A 19037-nucleotide genomic window follows, 5' to 3' on the forward strand; every position below is an offset into this window, starting at 1 on the left:
GCTATACCTCAACATAAGACATTGATTGTCTAATAAAAATAAGAAGTACAGAGCCTGATAACAGCGTTCGTTGTTATCAGGCTCTGGGGGTTCAATAATGACAGACGCTCTTTACTACTTTATCCAGCAACTTCTCAATGGGTTGACGGTCGGCAGCACCTACGCTCTGATCGCCATCGGTTATACAATGGTCTACGGCATCATTGGCATGATCAATTTTGCTCACGGCGAGATCTACATGATTGGCAGTTATATTGCCTTTATTGTGCTTGCCGCTCTCGCCATGATGGGCATCGACAGTGTCGTTTTGATGCTGACCGCTGCTTTTATTATCAGCATCATTATCACCAGCTCTTATGGGTTTGCTGTGGAAAGGGTCGCCTATCGTCCCCTGAGAAACAGCAACCGGCTCATTGCTCTCATTTCCGCTATTGGTATGTCTATTTTCCTCCAAAACTATGTTCGTTTGGCGCAGGACTCCAGAGATATTGCCATGCCGGGAATGATTAATGGTGGGTGGGTTTTTGGGCCAGACGACGGCTTTAATGCAACGTTGTCGTATATGCAGGTCATCATTTTCATTGTTACTTTTGTATCGATGACGCTTTTAACACTGTTTATATCCCGTTCTCGCATGGGTAGAGCCTGCCGCGCCTGTGCAGAAGACCTTGGCATGACAGGGCTGCTGGGCATTAATACCAACCAGATTATCTCCCTGACTTTTGTTATTGGTGCGGCACTGGCTGCTGTGGCTGGTGTTCTTCTGGGCATGTATTACGGCGTTGTTAATCCCTACATTGGTTTTATGGCGGGGTTAAAAGCGTTTACAGCGGCAGTGCTGGGCGGTATTGGCAGTATTCCCGGAGCGGTACTGGGAGGGCTGATACTGGGTGTGACGGAGGCGATGACTGCGGGCTATTTCAGTACTGAGTATAAAGACGCCGTAGCATTCAGTCTTTTGGTGTTGATCCTGTTGTTTCGGCCTACAGGTATCCTCGGTAAGCCGGAGGTTGAAAAAGTATGAAAACACTTCGCTGGACTCCGGCTGTTTTATCGTCCGTTGTTTTAATCATTCTTGCCAGCCTGATGCTGGGTGTGCAGCTTCAGTCGGACGGCATGATTCTGCGTGTTAAAGGGGTGGAAACCTCCGTCTATTTAACCATTGCCATCGCTTCCGCAGTCGTTTTTTTCTTTCAGCTATTTAGAGACTGGCTGGATCGGGGTTTTAAATCGTTAAAGGAAAAGTTGCCTTCTGTTCCTGCTCATAGGGAAAAGCCGGCTTATTTTATTCAGGCTCGAAGGCTGGCTATCTGTTTTGCGATTGCTGCCTTACTGGTATGGCCGTTTTATGCCTCAAGAGGTGCTATTGATCTTGCAACTCTGACGCTGATTTACGTCATGCTTGGTCTCGGGTTGAATGTTGTTGTGGGTCTGGCGGGGCTGTTGGATTTAGGTTATGTCGGTTTTTATGCCGTAGGCGCTTATGGTTACGCCCTGTTAAATCAGTATTTCGGTGTGGATTTCTGGACCGGGCTGTTAGCCGGAGGACTTCTGGCTGCGTTTTTCGGTTTTATTCTTGGTTTTCCGGTGTTGCGCTTGCGGGGTGATTACCTTGCCATTGTCACACTGGGATTTGGCGAGATTATTCGTATTTTGCTGAACAACTGGACGGAATTAACCAACGGTCCTAACGGTATTTCCCAGATTCCCAAGCCGACGCTGTTTGGTCTGGAGTTTAACCGGCGCGCCAAAGAGGGCACAGCCTTTCATGAATTCTTTGGTATTGAATACAGTGGCGTCTATAAGGTGATCTTTCTTTATATTCTTGCCTTATTACTGGTTTTTGCCACCTTGTTTGTGATTAATCGCTTGCTCAGAATGCCCATTGGCAGAGCCTGGGAAGCGTTAAGGGAAGATGATATTGCCTGCCGCTCTCTGGGCTTAAACCCTACGGCCATTAAACTGTCCGCTTTTACCATTGGTGCCACTTTTGCCGGTTTTGCCGGTACGTTCTTTGCTGCACGACAGGGCTTTATTAGTCCTGAGTCGTTTACCTTTATTGAGTCGGCCATCATCCTCGCCATTGTGGTGCTTGGGGGAATGGGCTCTCAGTTGGGAGTGATTCTTGCGGCCGTGATCATGACCATGCTGCCGGAACTGGCCAGAGAGTTTCAGGAATACCGGATGTTAATGTTTGGTTTGATGATGGTGTGCATGATGATCTGGCGCCCCGAAGGGTTGTTGCCGATGAAGCGCCCTCATCTGACGTTAAAAAACAAACATAAAACTTCTGAAGGTCAGGTTGTTGAAGCAGGAGCATCTTCATGAGCGAATGGTTACTGGAAGCTGATGATCTGAGTATGCGCTTTGGTGGCTTGCTGGCGGTGGATCAGGTGGCTTTAAAAGTACGACTGGGAGAGATCGTTTCGATTATCGGGCCAAACGGTGCCGGTAAAACAACGGTCTTTAATTGTCTGACCGGTTTTTATAAACCCACCGGCGGCGTGGTTCGCTTTAAGGGCAAAGCTATTCAGCATCTGCCCGGCTTTAAAATATCCAGGCTGGGGCTGGTTCGGACTTTTCAGAATGTACGTCTGTTTAAAAGCATGACGGTACTGGAAAACTTACTGGTGGCTCAGCACCGTCACCTGAATACCAATCTGTTATCCGGTTTGTTTAAAACACCCGCTTTTCGGCGAAGTGAGCGGAAGGCGTTGGAACAGTCTGAATATTGGTTAAATAAAGTCGGGTTATCGGAGTTTGCTAATCGCGAGGCAGGTAACCTTGCCTATGGGCAGCAACGCAGGCTGGAGATTGCCCGCTGCATGGTGACCCGGCCTGAACTGCTGATGCTCGATGAACCGGCTGCCGGACTTAATCCGAATGAAACGGCTGAACTGGATCAGCTGATTTCAGATCTGCGCGCCAATCACAATGTTTCGGTGTTGCTGATAGAACACGATATGAAGCTGGTGATGGACATATCCGATCGAATTTATGTGATTAATCAGGGGCGGCCATTGGCTTCCGGCGTGCCGGACAGTGTTCGCAGTCATCCGGAAGTGATCAAGGCGTATCTGGGAGAGTCCTGAACCATGGCAAATGATGTCATCGAGACGTTAATGGGTAAGCCTTTGCTGAGTGTGAACAAGGTATCCACTTTTTATGGCAAGGTGCAGGCACTGGATGAGGTCAGTGTCGATATTTATCCCGGCGAAATTGTCACCCTGATTGGTGCCAATGGTGCAGGCAAAACATCATTGTTAATGACCATCTGTGGTGAGCCACGGGCGAGTTCGGGCAGCATTCATTATGATGGTCAGTTGATTACCGATAAGCCAACCTCTGAAATTATGCGCTCGGGGCTGGCTCTGGTTCCCGAAGGCCGGCGTATTTTTTCTCGCCTGACGGTTGAAGAAAATCTGACCATGGGCGGTTTTTTTGTCGAAGGAGAAGCCTTTCAGCGTAACCTCGATCATGTTTTACAGTTGTTTCCCCGATTAAAAGAGCGCATGAAACAACGGGGAGGCACGATGTCCGGTGGTGAGCAGCAGATGCTGGCCATCGCCAGAGGCTTGATGAGTTCGCCGCGGCTGTTATTGCTGGATGAGCCTTCCCTGGGACTGGCTCCCATTATCATTCAGCAGATTTTCGAGATCATTGAAAAGCTGCGCAGTGACGGTGTCACCATCTTTCTGGTTGAACAAAACGCTAATCAGGCTTTAAAACTGGCTGATCGTGGTTATGTTCTGGAAAACGGCCGCATTGTTCTTCAGGATCAGGGAAGTGTCCTGTTGACCAACGAAGCGGTTCAGGAAGCCTATCTAGGAGGCTGACCGAGAATAGCGCCCGTAGCGAGGATGGCAGAAAATTGAGGATGAAAAGTCGGTTTTGTGAGGAGAATAGCAAGCTATTTGACGAACAGAAGCGACTTTTCAGACCAATTTACTGTCACCGCACGACTGCATGGATGCAGGAGTTAGTGCAACGCAGGAGCAGTTGCCGGTACGGCAGTCTATTCTCGGACAGCCTCCTTAGTGCCTGATTTGTCAAATGAGTGACGTTGCGTTGTTTTGCTCTCGCCCTTTAATGGTCGATACCTACCACTGATCGGTTGGTATCGACTTCCTGCCCCTCTCTTTTTTCTGAAATTCAACCGACAGGCCGTGAATACAGGCAATAACGACCTCTTGACTGGTTCACGAACCTTTTGAACTGCTTCCTATAATTTCAACTGATTAGGTAGTACGAGGTAAGCAGTATGAAACCTTCGAATGATCAATTGAGCCGTCAGGAAATAATCCTGTTGTCTCTTTCTTTTTTGGCCCTGGGACTGTCTTTATTTTACTTTGCACAAAGCCTCTTTTTCGGGTTCTGAGAGGCTGCAGCACCGCTAAAACTTTCATTGGCGGAGGCGATTGAATAAAGGACAAAACCAGTCAATCCGGCTGATCAGGATGCAATGGATTTGCCCTTTATGAAGCAATCAGACAGTCAACTTTCTCAGACCAAGTTCAGACATGGGCTGGCAGCCACGTTGTTTGGCTGGTTCATGATCTTGTCGTTAACACCGATCGCCATCATTGGTTTTAATGAGTACCGGGAAGGTAAAAAAAACATTGTTGATAGTCGTTATCAGGAGCTGACAACGATTAACCTGCTGCTGAGTCAGCAAGTTAATGATTATTTTGACTCAGTGGTAACTAACCTGTTTATCAAGGCTGGCACTGCACAGGATTTTTTACATCAGCTTAAAACCGGGTTTGTAGCATCAAACAACAGTCTTAATGACTTTGTTTACTCAGATCCTTACAACCGGATACTGGATGAGTATTCCCGGGAATTTCTTGATTTTCTCCGTTTTTACGATTATTCCGACGTTATTCTTGCGGACTCGGAAGGCAACATTCTCTATACCGTCAATGCGTATTCTGATCTTGGAAAAAACCTGTTTAATGATGAGGCTCTGAAAGAAACATCGTTCTTTTATGCCGTTAAAAACAGCATAGAGCAGGCAGAACCACGCTATGCCGATGTGGATCTTTATCCGGCAGTACAGGATCAGCCGGTCAGTTTTTTCATTCTGCCTTTGGTTAATGACCGTGAAGAAGTCGTGGGCGTTCTGGCGGTTCAAATCCTTGCCTATAACGTGCAGAGCATTTTCGAGAATGATAACCAGTTTGGCGAAGGGTTGAAGTCTTACCTGGTGGGTACCGATCAGTACGTCCGCTATGGAACCGAGCTGGGTTCTGACCAGACCATGAAAATCAAGGTTAACAACCCGCTGGTTGAGAACTGGATTGCTCATCTGGACGATGACACGTTTGAATTTGTTGAGCTCGATGAGCATCTGGATCACGATCATGGTCACGATGAACTTAGTGAAAGTGAGTTTGATGACCTGAGTCTGGATATGGAAGACGAAGGTGAGCACTCGAAAAAGAACGAGGTGCAGGTGGCGAGTGTTGCTCATATTCTCAGTTATAAAAATGCAGACAGTATGTCGGTATTAGGAACATTTCATCCCATTAATGTTGCTGGAACCCCTCTGGTGATGATCTCTGAAGTACTGGAAACCGATGCGTTTGCTTCCGTTAAAAGCTTTCGAAATCGACTGTTGTTTATTGCCGCGATCACCATTCTTCTGGTGTTGATGATTGCTCTGCTGATTACCCGCAGGCTGGTAAAACCCATTCGTACGATCACTGCCTGGGTAAATCGGGTGGCATCCGGAGACTATGTGCAGGTTGATGTCATCAGCGGTCACAATGAAATCAGTGAGCTCAGCAGCAGCTTTGCCGAGATGACCGAGAAACTGCGGCAGGTCATTAATGATAACAAGAGAAAGAGCTGGCAACAGGATGGTCAAGCAGGGCTGAATGACAGCATACGTGGTGATCATGAAATTGCGGAACTGTGCAAGAACATTGTCTCGTATCTTGCAAAGTATCTGGGTATGCAGACAGGGGCTATGTACGTCCTTGATGATGAGAAACAGTTACAGCTGATGGGTTCTTACGCCTGGAGCCGACGCAAGCAGACCAAAAACAGTTTTGAATTCGGTGAAGGCATGGTTGGGCAAGCGGCTCTTGAGCAGCAGACCATTGAGTTGACTAACCTGCCGGAAGACTACATGACTGTGGAATCCGGGCTGGGAATGACACCACCGCAATCAGTCATCGTAGTGCCGCTTATTTATGAAAATGAAGTGAAAGGTGTGCTTGAGTTTGGATTGCTCAAGCCATTGAATGAAGAACAAAAAGCCTTCCTTGAACGGTCGGTTGAGAATGTCGCCATTGGTATCAATTCAGCCCAGTACCGTACCCGTGTCAATCAATTGTTGGACAAAACCACCAAACAGTCGGAAGCCATGCGTGAGCAGCAGGAAGAACTGAAGGCTGTGAATGATGAGCTGGAGAACCGCGCCAAGATTCTGGAAGAGTCACAGGAAGAGTTACAAGCTCAAAGTGAGGAAATGCAGAAGTCCAACGTTGAGCTGGAAGAAAAGACAGAAATGCTGCAACAGCAAAAAGCTGAAATTGAACGAAAGAATCTTGATATAGAGCTGTCCAGTAAGTCACTGGAAGAAAAAGCCAAAGAATTAGAACTCGCCAGCAAGTACAAGTCAGAGTTTCTGGCCAATATGTCTCATGAACTCCGTACACCACTTAACTCATTGCTTCTGCTGGCACAAATGCTGGCTGACAACGATGAAGGTAACCTGACAGAAGATCAGATTGAATCCGCCGAGGTGATCTACAACGGTGGTAAAGAACTGCTCGACCTGATTAATGACATTCTTGATCTGTCGAAAGTAGAAGCAGGCAAGATGGCCATCAATCTTGAAGATGTTGATATTGAAGAACTGTGTACCAGTGCCAAAACGTTATTTAAACCGCTGGCTGATGACCGTGGGCTGGATTTTTCTGTTGAAGTGGACCCGGGAACCACTCAGGTCATTCTGTCAGACAGTCAGCGACTTATGCAGATTATCAAAAACTTCCTGTCTAACGGCTTCAAGTTCACAGAAAAAGGCGGTGTTTATATCCGCATTCACAACACCAGCCGCCAGACTGAGCATGGTGAAGAAACCTATGTGGCTTTTGATGTCAGGGATACAGGCATAGGCATTCCTGAAGAAAAGCAGAAGTTGATTTTTGAGGCGTTCCAACAGGCGGATGGTTCAACCAGCCGGCAATATGGTGGCACAGGGTTAGGTCTGGCGATTTCGAGGGAAATGGCCAATATGCTGGGCGGCTATATCGGTATTGAAAGTACAGAGGGCGAGGGAACCACCTTTACGCTCTATTTGCCAGATAACGCGGTTTGTTCTCTGACCGGAGAGAGAGTGCTGGCAGACAGTTATTCTCCATCCGTTTCTGAAGGGTTGTCTGGTAACTCGACTAAAAAAGCAGACGCCAAGTCTGAAAAATCACGCAAGAAAATCAAGGAAATGGATTCGGCTCCACCGGTGGCTGCAGCGCCTTCTGTACCCAGAGCCGCGGCTGGAAAAACGCTGCTGCTGATAGAAGATGATGAACATTTTTCCGGAATACTGGCTCAAATCGGAGAAAGACATCATTTTGTCTGTTTGATAGCGCACAGCGGGCAGGAAGGGATCGAAATGGCGAAGTCCAGCCAGCCAGGTGCTATCGTGCTGGATCTTGGCTTGCCTGATATGGATGGTGAAGCTGTTCTGAACAAACTCAAGAGTGACCCTGCTACCAAAGATATTCCAGTACACATTATTTCCGGACGGGTTCTGGATGACGTGAGAAATAATCATGCAGTGGGCTATTTGACCAAGCCTGTGACGGTGGCTGATCTTGAGTCTGTTTTCACCACCTTAGAGCAGGCAATTTCAGCAGACATTAGCCATACCCTGTTGCTCGATGCCGACGACAACAGCAGGGTGCATATGAAAGAGCTGCTGGTGAAGAAAGGACTGAATGTGGGTGAAGCGGCAACGGCTGCTGATGCTATGTCTTCACAACTGGAACACAACTGGCAGTGCCTTGTAATGGATGTCGATTTGCCGGATATGAGTGGTCTGTCGTTTCTTGAAGGTCTGAATGAAAAACTACAGGGCAAGATGCCATCCATCGTTATCTATACCAGCAGATCGCTTGAGCGTGAAGAACATAACCAGCTGCAGAAATACAGCAGCTCAATGGTCATGAAAGGGGATCTGGCCTCGGACCGTGTGTTAGATGAAGTCAGTCTGTTCATGCATTCCATTGACAAAAATAATGACGCTGAAGAAGAACCCGCCGCGATTGCAGAGCATTCACTGGAAGGGCACAAAATTTTGTTGGTGGACGATGATTTGCGCAATACCTTTGCCCTGTCAAAAGGGCTTCAGGCTCTGGGGCTGGAAGTGCTTATTGCAGACAACGGTCAGAATGCCCTGATCAAACTTGAAGAAGAAGACGGCATTGAACTGGTATTGATGGATATCATGATGCCGGTGATGGATGGTTATGAAGCCATGACCAAAATGCGTGAAAACCCACATTTAAAAGATCTGCCGGTGATAGCCCTGACAGCCAAAGCCATGTCCGATGATAAGGCTAAATGCATTGATGCAGGGGCTAATGATTATATGACCAAGCCAGTGGATATTGAAAAGCTGGTGGCCATGATGAAGCTGTGGTTATTCAAATGACAGATGACTTTCAGGACCTTGAACTGCAGCTGCTGATGGATGCAGTGAAGGCCCGGTATGGTTATGAGTTTGCCCATTATGCACGGGCTTCCATGATGCGGCGGATCCGTAAACATATGGAAGCGGCCAAAACCGATCGGATCAGTGATCTTATTCCCCTGTTTATTCACAACAAGGCGGCATTTGCCCATTTCGTGAAAGACATGTCGGTCACTGTGACTGAAATGTTCCGTGATCCTGACTTTTTTCAGGCATTGCGCAAGAGCATTGTGCCTTTACTCAAGACGTTTCCATTTATCAAAATCTGGCATGCCGGTTGTGCAACCGGGCAGGAAGCGTATTCCATGGCCATTATGCTGGACGAAGAAAATCTGCTGGAACGTTGCCAGATCTATGCCACGGATTTTAATGAAAACTCTTTGAAAATTGCCCGCAGTGGCATTTACCCCGATGCCGATCTGGCGCTCTATCAGGAAAACTACAGCAAGTCGGGTGGTTGCAAGTCACTGGATCAATACTGCAGCCGTGGGTATGACTCGATAAAGTTCAATGGACGTTTAACCGAACATATTACTTTTGCAAACCACAATCTGGTGTCTGATGGTGTGTTTGGTGAAATGAATCTTATCCTCTGCCGCAATGTATTGATTTACTTTAACAACGAACTGCAAGACCGAGTATTGAAGTTGTTAATAGACAGCTTACGGTCTCGTGGGATTCTGTGTCTGGGGCGTAGGGAAAATATTCGCTTCAGCGAAGCGGCAGGTTTGCTGGAAACCGTTGATCGTCATCAACGCATCTTCAGGAAGAAAGCCTGATGCCAGTGCCAGCAGTATCGATGGTTGAGCGTCTGGTGGTTATAGGCGCTTCGGCAGGCGGTTTTAGTGCTCTACAGACCATTTTTTCCGGGCTGGGAACCGATTTCGACTTTCCCATACTGGTTTGCAAGCATTTGGGCATTGGTGATGAAAAAGGATTGGTGGATGTGTTAGCCAGCCGGACAGGCACAACCGTGATGTTATCGCAGGATAAATTGCCTATGTATAACGGCTGTATTTATATGGCACCCGGCAACTATCACCTGCAGGTGGAATCCAGAGATACGATCAGCCTGAGCATTGATGAACGAATTTGCCATTCAAGGCCTGCAGTGGATGTTTTGTTCGAATCGGCTGCTGATGTTTTTAAAGATCAGGTAACGGCCGTCGTTCTGACCGGAGCCAACAGTGACGGTGCAGCCGGTGTTGAAGCCATTAAAAACTCGGGTGGCAAAGTTGTGGTTCAGTCACTGGATTCAGCTGAAGTGAAGATAATGCCAAAGGCAGCCATCGAGACCGGATGCGTAGACGAGATTCTTGATTTAGAAGACATTGCCGCCTATCTCAGGCGGTCTTAAAGGATTGATATAAACGTTAACAATAGAGAATTAGAGGAAATCGCTCAGGGAAGGAACCTATGAGTAACTCAAGCAAGGTAAAAATTCTGGTGGTTGATGACCGCAAGGAAAATCTACTGGCCATGGATAAACTTCTGAAACCATTAGGGGCGGAAGTTCGCAAGGTGGATTCCGGAGAAGCCGCACTGTCAGAAGTGTTGCATCATCAGTTTGCGGTCATTCTTCTGGATGTTCAAATGCCGGGGATGGATGGTTTCGAGTGCGCTACCCTGTTGCACAGTAACAAGCAGACAGCGAATATTCCAATTATCTTTGTGACGGCGATCAACAAGGATCAGGCCTACGTTAACAAAGGTTATAAGGCAGGTGCCGTAGACTATCTGCCCAAACCTATAGTTCCGGAAATTCTGCTGGGTAAGGTTAAAGTATTTTTACAGCTGGAAAAGCAGCGGTTAGAGCTGGAAGATGTGACCAAACAGTTACGCTGGATCAGCCGTAAAAACAAACTATTGCTGGACTGTGCCAGTGAAGGCATTGTCGGTCTGGATAATGATGGGCACATATCTTTTAGTAACCCTGCGGCGTGCGCATTGCTCAGTGGAACTGAAGAGTCTCTGCTGGGAAAACATATCAGTCAGTTTATGTATGAGCCGGAGAACAGTGACCCCATGAGCACATGGGATCATTCTGAAATGAAAGAAGAGTGTTTGCAAAATGGTGGAACTTTTCAGGTGGCTGCTGACCTATGGCGGCTCACAGAAGGCAGTTTTCCCGCTGAACTGAATGCAGCTGCTCTGGTGAATGGCAAGAACAAGGTTAAGGGTGCAGTTTTGGTCTTTAACGACATTACAGAGCGGAAAAAGCTGGAAGATCAGCTGACCAAAATGGCAAAGTACGACAACCTGACAGGGTTGGCTAACCGGGCCTTGTTTAAGGAGTTTCTGCAAATGTCACTGGCCAGAAGTGAGCGACGGAATAAGAATACCGGTGTTATGTATCTTGATCTTGACCACTTTAAGGAAATAAACGACACACTGGGTCATGATGCCGGAGATGCTTTATTGGTGAGTGTTGCAAACCGCTTGCAGGAGTGTGTGCGGGATGGGGACATGGTGGCGCGACTAGGTGGCGATGAATTTGCCATCGTATTGGATGATGTAGCTGATCCTGAGGACGCCAAAACCATTGCAGAAAAAATTCTGGAACAGTTCGCTTTACCTCATGACTTGTCCGGTGAAATGCGTAAGGTGGGAACCAGTATTGGCATTGCGACATCTAGCCATTCTGGCGATGACCCGGATGGTCTGATCAAAGCAGCGGATGATGCAATGTATGTAGCAAAAAAAGCGGGTCGCAACGATTATCGAATTGCCCATGAGTTGAAGGATTCGTAATTACGATTGTTATCAAATCTCGGTAGATACAAAGAAGCCCGCAACTGCGGGCTTCTTTGTATCTGGCATTAAGCGTCAGAGTTACATTATCGGGTAGGTGTAAGTAGCACCGATACCCAGAGGCAGACCCAGAGCCCAGAACAGCAGCAGGAACGCGGTCCAGCCAATCATGAAGACGATGGAATAAGGCATCATCATGGAAGCAACGGTACCGATACCGGCGTTCTTAACATAACGTTGGGTGAATACAATGATAACCGGGTAGTAGGACATCATTGGGGTAATGATATTGGAAGAGGAGTCACCAATACGGTAAGCCGCCTGCGCCAGTTCCGGAGAAATGCCCACAGCCATCAGCATTGGAACAAAGATTGGACCAATGATAGCCCACTTCGCGGAAGCCGAACCCACACACAGGTTTACGACAGCTGTCAGCAGAACAATACCAACAATAGTCACCTGACCAGGCAGGTTCATAGCTTGCAGCAAGTCGGCGCCAGACAGTGCCAGCAGTGTGCCCAGGTTGGAATCACCAAATGCTTTCAGGAACTGGGAGCAGAAGAACGCCATAACGATGTAGCTGCTCATGGTCTTCATGGAACCACTCATGCTGCCAATCACGTCACGGTGATTCTTGAAGGTGCCAGTCATACGACCGTAAATCACACCCGGTGTGAGGAAGAAAATGAAAATCAGAGGCACAATAGAGCGCATCAGCGGAGAGCTGAACGCGGTCAGGCTGCCGTCTGCGGCACGCATTGGAGAGGTTTCCGGCAGGCACAGGGCAAACAGAGCAAGACCCATACCCAGCAGAACCAGAGAACTGACGGTAAACGCTCGGTTTTCCTGGGCACTGTAACTGCTCATGTCTTCCACTGAACCTTCTTCATCACTGACCTCAACGGACTGCAGATGAGGCTCAACAATGCGCTCGGTCACGAACCAGCCCATCAGGGTCACCAGGAAGGTGGAGCAGAAAGTGAAGTAGTAGTTGGCCAGAGGATTCATCTGGTAATCCGGATCAAACAACTGGGCTGCAGACTGGGTAAAGCTTTGCAGCAGAGGGTCCAGTGCTGATGGCAGAAGACCGGCAGAGAAGCCACCGGAAACACCGGCAAACGCGGCAGCCAGACCGGCCAGAGGGTGACGACCCGCAGCCTTGAAGATGATGGCACCGATTGGAATAACCAGTACATAACCGGCGTCGGTGGCAATAGAGCTGACCGCACCAATAAAGACTACAGCTGGAGCCAGCAGTTTGTCCGGTGTGACACGAACCATTTTCTTCAGGGCGATGTTGATGTAGCCGGAAGACTCGGCAATACCGACACCCATAACGGATGCCAGAACCATACCCAGTGGCGCAAAGCTGGTGAAGGTGTTCACCATGGAAGCAAACAGATCGGCAAGATAATCCGCATCAATCAGGTTAGCTACCTGAAGGGCTTCACCGGTTCTTGGGTTGATGTAACTGAAGCTGAACATGGAAAACAGTGCAGACAGCACCAGGACCAGGCCCAGACAGTAAACAAACAGCATAGCCGGATCAGGAAGACGGTTCCCTGTCCGCTCTATTCTGTCAAGAAAGCGATCCATAAAGGTGGACTGGGCACTCGAACCACCCGAGTGACTCGCCGCACTACTCGCATTATTCATTATAACTACCTTGAGTTTATCTATTTAATCGTCAGTCGCCTTTTATTCTTATTTTGCAGGACTTTAGCAAATACTTGGCGCTACAGGTTATTGATATAAATCAGTTTTCTGTTGATATTTCTGTTTCGCGAGGATGGTTGGGTGATTTTACTGCTTAAAATGTAAGTGCTGGTTTTTTAATCTGCCGGCTTGGTAGGTATGAATAACTATTCATTGGTGGTCGTATAAAATAAACAGTTATCCCCCGTCTGAATGGTTATGCAAACGGGGGTAGTGGAAGTGTCTTTTTATAGTTCGAATTATAGTTCGAATTATAGTTCGAAGGGCTTGTTGAGTCTTTTTTCGACCATGACTTTCTTCAGTCGGGCAAAGCGGGGCAGGCCGTTCAGGTAGGCGGGGTACTCTTCTCCCTCAATCAGTGGCTCCAGATATTCACGACAACTTCTGGTTATTCCAAAACTGTCTTCTGTAATGAAGTCCATGGGCATTTTGCGCTCGAAATTAGCGACTTTGTCCAGCGATGCTTCGCCGACAGACCAGCGATAGGGAGCATTGGATTCACGAATGATCGCAGACATGACTGCATTTCTTCCGGTCACTGCCAGTTCTACCGCCGCTTTGCCAACGGCGTAAGCCTGCTCGACATCAACCCGGGAAGCAATGTGTCTGGCGGAGCGTTGCAGGTAATCGGCGACAGCATAATGGTATTTGTAACCCAGTTCCTGCTTGATGGTGGTACACAGGGCAGGCGCTACACCACCGAGCTGTTGGTGGCCAAAGGAGTCAACGACCGTAGTTGATGCCGACACAAAGCTGCCGTCTTCGTATCGTGCGCCTTCCGAAGCCACAATCACACAGTAGCCTTCCTGCTCTGTGGTTTCTTTGACCTTTTGCAGGAATCGCTCGCGGTTCAGGGGTATTTCCGGAAAGACAATGATATGTGGAGGATCATTTTCCTGCCGGGCTGCCAACCCCGCTGCTGCGGCCAGCCAGCCAGCATTTCGTCCCATCACTTCCATGACAAACACCTTTGTTGATGTGTCACACATGGAAGCAATGTCGTGACTGGCTTCTTTGGTGGAGACCGCCAAATACTTTGCAGCAGAGCCAAACCCCGGGCAGTTATCGGTGACTGTCAGGTCATTGTCGATTGTTTTCGGTACGCCAATGCACGTCAGTGGATAACCCATCTGTTCACTCAGTTGAGACACTTTCAGGGCCGTGTCCATAGAGTCATTGCCGCCATTGTAGAAAAAGTAACCAATGTCGTGCGCCCGAAAGACCTCAATCAGACGACGGTACTCGGCTTCGCTTTCTCCAATCGGTTTTAACTTGTAGCGGCAGGAGCCAAACGCCCCTCCTGGCGTTCGTAGCAATGCACCAATGGTTTCATGGGACTCAAGGCTGGTGTCTATCAGCTCTTCCCTGAGTGCGCCAAGGATGCCGTTATGACCGGCATAGACTTTCCCGATTTTGTCGTCGTAGCGGCGAGCTGTTTCAATAACGGCGCAGGCACTGGCATTGATAACAGCGGTGACACCGCCTGACTGGGCATAAAATGCGTGTTTGACTGACATCCTTAATGGCTCTTGTAGCGATAGGTGTTTCTTGTTGTTCCGTAAAAAGCATACTCAAAGTTGGTGTAATGCGGTATCCCCCAGATTAAGTAATGTACATGACCTGACGTTATGTTTAGTGAGGTAGCCGTTGCTGTTGCAGGCAGCTCATATTCACTGTGAATTTTTCGATAATTTCATAGTAAACTGGTCAGGTTTTATTTTATCGCTGTTAAGCAAGTAGCTACCTGTGGGGTAGTTGCCTGGAGTCGCTGGATGCACATACATATTCTTGGAATTTGTGGCACATTTATGGGGAGTCTGGCTCTGTTAGCCAAAGAGATGGGATTAACCGTCAGCGGCTCGGATCAGAACGTTTATCCCCCCATGAGTACTCAGTTGGAAGCCCAGGGAATTGATCTTATTCAGGGATACGATCCCGAGGTGCTGTATCAATTAAACCCCGATCTGGTGGTGATTGGTAACGCCATGACCAGAGGTAATCCGGTGGTTGAAGCCGTACTGGATAAAGGCATCCCTTATACGTCAGGTCCCCAGTTTCTGGCAGAGCAGGTTCTGCGTGACAAGTGGGTAATGGCTGTAGCGGGTACCCATGGAAAAACCACAACCACCAGCATGCTGGCCTGGGTACTTGAATACGCCGGTATGTCTCCGGGCTTCCTGATTGGCGGAGTGCCGGAAAATTTTGGCATTTCAGCACGATCAGGCGATACGCCGTTTTTTGTGGTGGAAGCCGATGAGTACGATACGGCGTTTTTTGATAAACGTTCAAAGTTTGTTCATTATCATCCCCGCACTCTGATTCTGAATAACCTTGAATACGACCATGCCGATATTTTTCCAGACCTGTCGTCTATTCAGAAACAGTTCCATCACCTTATTCGTACCATTCCTGCCAGTGGGCGCATTATCATGCCCGGTGGTGATACTGCTCTGGAAGAAGTGGTTGGCATGGGCTGCTGGTCGGAAATGGAACAGGTCAGCTTAAACGACAATAGCTGTGAGTGGTCTGCCAATGTGCTTGAAGAAGACGGTAGTCATTTTGAAGTGCTGCGAAACGGCCTGATTGTTGGACAGGTTCGCTGGGAACATCAGGGTTTACACAATGTCAGTAATGCTCTGGCAACCATTGCCGCCGCCAGACATGTTGGCGTATTGCCAGCCCTGTGCTGTGAAGCCCTGTCTCTTTTTTGCGGTGTCAAGCGCCGTATGGAGTTGATCGGAGAGGTGGGCGGTGTACACATCTATGACGACTTTGCCCACCACCCAACGGCTATTGCCAGTACGCTGGAAGGGTTGCGGGCAAAGGTCGGTTCCCAAACCATTAAGGCGGTGATTGAGCCTCGCTCGAATACCATGAAAATGGGCTATCACAAAGATGTGCTGGCACAGGCCACGGCAGCGGCTTCAGAGGTTCTCTGGTTTGCGCCTGAAGAGATTGACTGGTTGGAAGATGCAGTCAAAGAGAAGAGTCCGGTTGCTGCGAGGGTAATGGATTCAACCAGTGAGATTATTGATTATCTGCTGGCTGAAGTTCAGCCTGATGAACACTGGGTCATTATGAGTAATGGTGGGTTTGAAAACATACACAGCCGTCTGCTGGAAGCACTTAAGAACCGCACATAATCAGGATATTAACGTGTCTGAATGGAAAACAGATAGACAGCATAAAACAAAACGCATCACGCTGGCGATTACCGGAGCTTCCGGGGTGCAGTATGGTTTTCGGTTGTTGGAATGCCTGGTGGCTTCGGATGTTCAGGTGTTTTGCCTGATTTCAAAAGCTGCAAGGGTGGTTTCTGACGTTGAGACTGATTTGAAACTTCCTGAAAGCGATCCGGAACTGGAGGCATTGCTGACAGATTATGCCCGGGCCGAACCCGGGCAGGTTAAGGTGTTTGGTGATGAACAGTGGATGTCTCCGGTGGCTTCAGGCAGTGGGGCACCCAGCCAGATGGTGGTGTGTCCGTGCAGTGCCGGGTCGTTATCGGCCATTGCAACAGGTGCCAGTAATAACCTCATTGAGCGGGCAGCAGATGTGATACTGAAGGAACGGGGGAAGCTTATTCTGGTGCCTCGGGAAGCGCCTTACTCGGAAATTCATCTGGAACATATGTTAAAGCTGACCCGAATGGGAGCTGTTGTAATCCCGGCTTCTCCCGGCTTTTACAACAAACCTGAGTCGGTTGAAGACATGGTGGACTTTGTTGTTGCAAGAATTTTAAGTCAGCTGGGCTTTGAGCAGGAGCTGATGCCCAACTGGGGACATCAGCTTTTATAAATGTAGAGCTACTGGTTAGCCGAGACACGTTTTTGCAGGTTATGTAGCCACAGTGCGAGTGCGTCCAGGTAGATAGCAGTACGGGTTTCATCGGCGGCCTTTTCGCCGGTCACTTCGGTTTTGAAAGATTCGGGCAGCTCCTGTCTGACCACTTCGTGTTGATACAAAGCATGTGGTTGGTCAGAAACCACGAGCGTTTTGCCGCCAGCCGGTTTTCCGTCAGGTGTCTTGTATTCCTGAATCCATTTTTTCAGAGTGTCCCGGGTGTTGGCACGTTGCCAGTAATTTTCATTCCAGTATCTGGGAGTATCGATGTAGATAACCGGTATTTTACGCATAGCTTCAGGCATCTCTGTGGCTTCAAAGACCATGCGGGCGCCTTCGGTTTCGGTTTGTGGCCGGGCATTTTTTTGTGCCGATTCGGGGGCTCCCTTGCCAATCACTCTGCTGATCAACGTGTCCACCTGATCAATGCCTGCAATTAAGGGGCGCTGAGCAACAAGAAAGACAATCTGGTTGAAACGAACGCCTTCATGCCAGAGCTTTACGAGCTGCTTCAGTCGGGTTTCCATTCTCGGTACTGTGGCTCCCAGTAGCAGAGCGTATTCAAAGTGCTTACTGGAAGGCTTTAGTTCATCAACCAGTCCAATCTTCTTCAAATGCGCCATGACTTTCTGGTGCTGCTCATCATCCAGTTTGATATCCGGCATTTCCCACCGTTCCTGACCGGGCTTTCTTCGCCAGCGTTGGGCGGCATTCGTTATTGAGTCCAGATCCAGAGAGTGAGGAACATCCAGTTCATCCAACAGGGATGACAGGGTGTTGATTAATTCGTCACTGTGAATGGGAGAAAGGGGCTGTGCAGGGGCTGAATAAAGTGTTTGTGCATTCATTACCGTCATCCATAACAGTACAAAAAAACATGGGCGTACCAGTCGCCGCCGGTACTGAAGGAGATAAGACAAGGACATAGAAAGCTGCCTTATGAAGATTTTTATTTCGGCATCAGCTTAGACCGGTTTAGTTTCGCGGGTAGAACTAAACTGCAGACTCAGAATGGTTGGTTCGGGGTAGCTGATGGGTTCTGCCTGGTGTACTGCAAAAAACTCTGATCAAGCTCGGGAGCGTCCCAACCGTCCGGAAAGTGCTTGGCAAGCTCTGCCATCATGACCGAGTATTCGTTTGCCGGTTTGCTCAACAGGTACGTGAGAAAGGTGTAGAGTTTGTTCGACATCTGCTGGTTAAAACTGTCCAGTTGTTCCTGAGAGAGTTTGCCCTGCTTGAGGCTCTCATTGAGTTCGGATTCACGGGTGCAGTTGGCAGCGATAATCAGGGCAAGCTTTTTGATGGTATTGTCATTCATGGCAGTTCCTTTGCCTCCCGAAAGGAATGTAATGGACATATACCTTAAAACTAGCAGTTGAAGTACACCTTTTCCCTGATGAAGGTGACGGGAAGGTTGATCAAGGGCTTTAAGACCATTAAAAGAGGCTGAAAGCGATTTTTAATGGTCTTAAACAGTCAAAGTCTTGTCAGGGCGACTCCAAAACCGATGCCTGTTCCGATCAGCATTCCGGCAGGTCCGCCAATTGAACCGATCAGCAAACCGAGCATAGCGCCTGCTTTTAACTTTGTTGCAGCGCTGACATGGGGTGCCTTCAGGTTCTTGTATGATGTAACCACATAGTCTTTGATTGATTTTGCTTTCGTCCCGATGGCTTCCCATGCTTTTTTGGCATAGCTTGTTAAATACAGTCTCGGCACCATTATCGATTTAACCGATCTTGAAACCGACTTCCAAAAAGACTTTACGCCAGAGACTGACGGTTGGCCTTTTCCCGGTTTACCTGGAACGCTTTCCTGAAGTAGGGCATTACGTTGTCGTTCAAGTTCGTACGGGTCTGCAAAAGGTTGATAGTCATCTGTGGTAGGTAACATAGCAATTCTCCTTGTTTTATCTTCCTGATATTCCGTTGGTAAGGAACCTCTGTGAGTCAAGATAATGCATGTTTGGAGAGCGGTGATCACTGACAGTGATGTCAGAATGACTGACAAAAGGATATTGCTT

General features: G+C 48.3%; 15 protein-coding genes. 10 read left to right on the top strand and 5 right to left on the bottom strand.

The window, feature by feature from the left end; translation table 11 throughout:
• The first annotated feature begins 97 nt into the window (after positions 1–97).
• The 8 genes from livH to EZMO1_RS04625 all read left to right on the top strand — a co-directional run bounded on the left by livH (position 98) and on the right by EZMO1_RS04625 (position 11455).
• On the top strand, positions 98–1024 hold the full coding sequence (livH, locus tag EZMO1_RS04590; RefSeq protein WP_034875139.1) for a high-affinity branched-chain amino acid ABC transporter permease LivH: 927 nt from the start codon (positions 98–100) through the stop codon (positions 1022–1024).
• Positions 1021–2328 (top strand): high-affinity branched-chain amino acid ABC transporter permease LivM, encoded by a 1308-nt coding sequence (locus tag EZMO1_RS04595; protein WP_051789858.1) that lies wholly within the window; start codon positions 1021–1023, stop codon positions 2326–2328. Before livH ends, EZMO1_RS04595 begins: the two co-directional genes overlap by 4 nt.
• Positions 2325–3092 carry a high-affinity branched-chain amino acid ABC transporter ATP-binding protein LivG gene (gene livG, locus EZMO1_RS04600; protein WP_034875138.1) on the top strand — a complete coding sequence of 256 codons (768 nt, stop codon included), beginning with the start codon at positions 2325–2327 and terminating at the stop codon, positions 3090–3092. The genes EZMO1_RS04595 and livG overlap by 4 nt, the downstream gene beginning before the upstream one ends.
• Positions 3093–3095: 3 nt before the next feature.
• Positions 3096–3836, top strand: coding sequence for an ABC transporter ATP-binding protein (locus EZMO1_RS04605; protein WP_236632001.1), 741 nt, complete (start codon positions 3096–3098; stop codon positions 3834–3836).
• A gap of 641 nt (positions 3837–4477) precedes the next feature.
• Positions 4478–8665 (top strand): response regulator, encoded by a 4188-nt coding sequence (locus tag EZMO1_RS04610; protein WP_160174046.1) that lies wholly within the window; start codon positions 4478–4480, stop codon positions 8663–8665.
• Positions 8662–9483 (top strand): CheR family methyltransferase, encoded by an 822-nt coding sequence (locus EZMO1_RS04615; RefSeq protein WP_034875136.1) that lies wholly within the window; start codon positions 8662–8664, stop codon positions 9481–9483. Before EZMO1_RS04610 ends, EZMO1_RS04615 begins: the two co-directional genes overlap by 4 nt.
• On the top strand, positions 9483–10061 hold the full coding sequence (locus tag EZMO1_RS04620) for a chemotaxis protein CheB (protein WP_082211970.1): 579 nt from the start codon (positions 9483–9485) through the stop codon (positions 10059–10061). Before EZMO1_RS04615 ends, EZMO1_RS04620 begins: the two co-directional genes overlap by 1 nt.
• A gap of 59 nt (positions 10062–10120) precedes the next feature.
• Positions 10121–11455 carry a GGDEF domain-containing response regulator gene (locus EZMO1_RS04625; RefSeq protein ID WP_051789856.1) on the top strand — a complete coding sequence of 445 codons (1335 nt, stop codon included), beginning with the start codon at positions 10121–10123 and terminating at the stop codon, positions 11453–11455.
• A gap of 81 nt (positions 11456–11536) precedes the next feature.
• Here EZMO1_RS04625 and EZMO1_RS04630 read toward each other — a convergent pair whose 3' ends face one another.
• Positions 11537–13111, bottom strand: a complete 1575-nt coding sequence (locus tag EZMO1_RS04630; RefSeq protein ID WP_051789854.1) for an AbgT family transporter — start codon at positions 13109–13111, stop codon at positions 11537–11539.
• 311 nt (positions 13112–13422) lie between these two features.
• On the bottom strand, positions 13423–14688 hold the full coding sequence (locus EZMO1_RS04635; RefSeq protein ID WP_034875132.1) for a 6-phosphofructokinase: 1266 nt from the start codon (positions 14686–14688) through the stop codon (positions 13423–13425).
• Between the two features lie 255 nt (positions 14689–14943).
• Between EZMO1_RS04635 and mpl the strand changes: the two genes are divergently transcribed.
• Positions 14944–16314 carry a UDP-N-acetylmuramate:L-alanyl-gamma-D-glutamyl-meso-diaminopimelate ligase gene (gene mpl, locus EZMO1_RS04640; protein ID WP_034875130.1) on the top strand — a complete coding sequence of 457 codons (1371 nt, stop codon included), beginning with the start codon at positions 14944–14946 and terminating at the stop codon, positions 16312–16314.
• Positions 16315–16327: 13 nt separating this feature from the next.
• Complete coding sequence (locus tag EZMO1_RS04645; RefSeq protein WP_051789852.1) at positions 16328–16969, top strand: flavin prenyltransferase UbiX; 642 nt, start codon at positions 16328–16330, stop codon at positions 16967–16969.
• Between the two features lie 8 nt (positions 16970–16977).
• Here the strand turns inward: EZMO1_RS04645 and EZMO1_RS04650 are convergent, their stop codons facing one another.
• The 3 genes from EZMO1_RS04650 to EZMO1_RS04660 form a co-directional block, all read right to left on the bottom strand.
• Entirely contained in the window at positions 16978–17862 is an 885-nt protein-coding gene (locus EZMO1_RS04650; protein ID WP_061509270.1) for a hypothetical protein, read from the bottom strand.
• Positions 17863–18020: 158 nt separating this feature from the next.
• Complete coding sequence (locus EZMO1_RS04655; protein WP_145912469.1) at positions 18021–18332, bottom strand: hypothetical protein; 312 nt, start codon at positions 18330–18332, stop codon at positions 18021–18023.
• 158 nt (positions 18333–18490) lie between these two features.
• A complete protein-coding gene (locus tag EZMO1_RS04660; protein ID WP_034875117.1) occupies positions 18491–18907 on the bottom strand; it encodes a hypothetical protein in 417 nt (138 codons plus the stop codon).
• Between the last annotated feature and the right edge of the window lie 130 nt (positions 18908–19037).

This window comes from Endozoicomonas montiporae CL-33 (assembly GCF_001583435.1).
GTDB lineage: Bacteria > Pseudomonadota > Gammaproteobacteria > Pseudomonadales > Endozoicomonadaceae > Endozoicomonas_A > Endozoicomonas_A montiporae.